The organism is Kineococcus indalonis (assembly GCF_009906395.1).
GTDB classification, from domain to species: domain Bacteria; phylum Actinomycetota; class Actinomycetes; order Actinomycetales; family Kineococcaceae; genus Kineococcus; species Kineococcus indalonis.
Genome location: NZ_JAAALM010000864.1, coordinates 1 through 1,011, shown reverse-complemented (window position 1 = coordinate 1,011; position 1,011 = coordinate 1). Strand labels below are relative to the sequence as shown.

Annotated in this window: 1 protein-coding gene; it reads right to left on the bottom strand. The window is 77.5% G+C overall.

Annotated elements, in window-relative coordinates; translation table 11 throughout:
• Positions 1–594 (bottom strand): 5' nucleotidase, NT5C type (locus GTR00_RS21610; protein ID WP_166613548.1); only part of this gene is annotated, 594 nt, incomplete at its 3' end.
• Between the last annotated feature and the right edge of the window lie 417 nt (positions 595–1,011).

Genomic DNA, 1,011 nt, shown 5'->3' with positions numbered 1-1,011 from the left:
CGCGTCGGGCAGCCGCGGCACCAGCAGGGCGCCGCGCTCGGCGCGCTCGGCCTCCACCTCGGCGAGGACCTCGCCCCAGGTGGACCAGTCCAGGTGCCGGCCGGGCAGGTGGCGGTTGTACGCGGTGCCGTAGTAGGTGTGGGTCCACGTCGGGGTGCTCAGGGCGCCGACCACCTCGGGCTTGTCGTCGATGAGCACGTCCCCGGTGACCAGGGTCTTGTCCCGCGTGACGATCATGCGCTCGGTCCAGTGCAGGCCCAGGTGCTCCTCGACCCACTCGTACTTCTCGCGCACGCAGTGCCGGTAGGAGCGCACCGGGGCGGTGCAGATGCGCACGTCGTGGCCCTCGTCGAGCATCTGCTCCATCGCCTCGCGCGCGCCGGGCAGCACGGCCAGGTCGCGGAAGAAGCCCGGCCAGGTGACGACCTGGCGGATGCGCTCGTGCCACTCCGCGGGGTAGCTGTCCTCGATCCAGTACGAGGTGGCCTGCGCCCGCGGGGCCAGCGGGGCGTCGGGGTGCGCGGCCAGGAAGCGCCGGTCGAAGCCGTCGCCGAAGTCGGCGAGCGTCTGGTCCTGATCCACGAGCACGAGCACGAGGAGACCTCTCCCTGGACGGCGGCGGGCGGGCGTCGCGGCGCGGCTGACGCGGTGGCTCGCCCCGGTCATCGGCAGCCCGGGCCGCGCGCTGAAGCCGCGCCGCGACGCCCGGGCTGCGCGGGCCGGCCGCCGCGGCGAGGATGGCGCTGCCCGCCCGCGGGGGCGGGCGCTGGACGGCGAGGGGCGCGCACGGTGGCTGGACGACCCGGTGATGAGGACGAGGCGCCGCGCGCGCACGGAGCGCACGGGGTGCCGCGGCGGCCCGCCTCGACGCCGACGCTGCACCGGGGACCGCGCCCGCCGGTCCCGGTGCCCCACGATGCCGGCGGGGACGGCGCGGACGGCGTGGACCCGGTGGCCGCGCCCGGGCCCGCCCGGCGCCTGGAGGCGGCCGGGGACGAGGGGCGTGGGGAC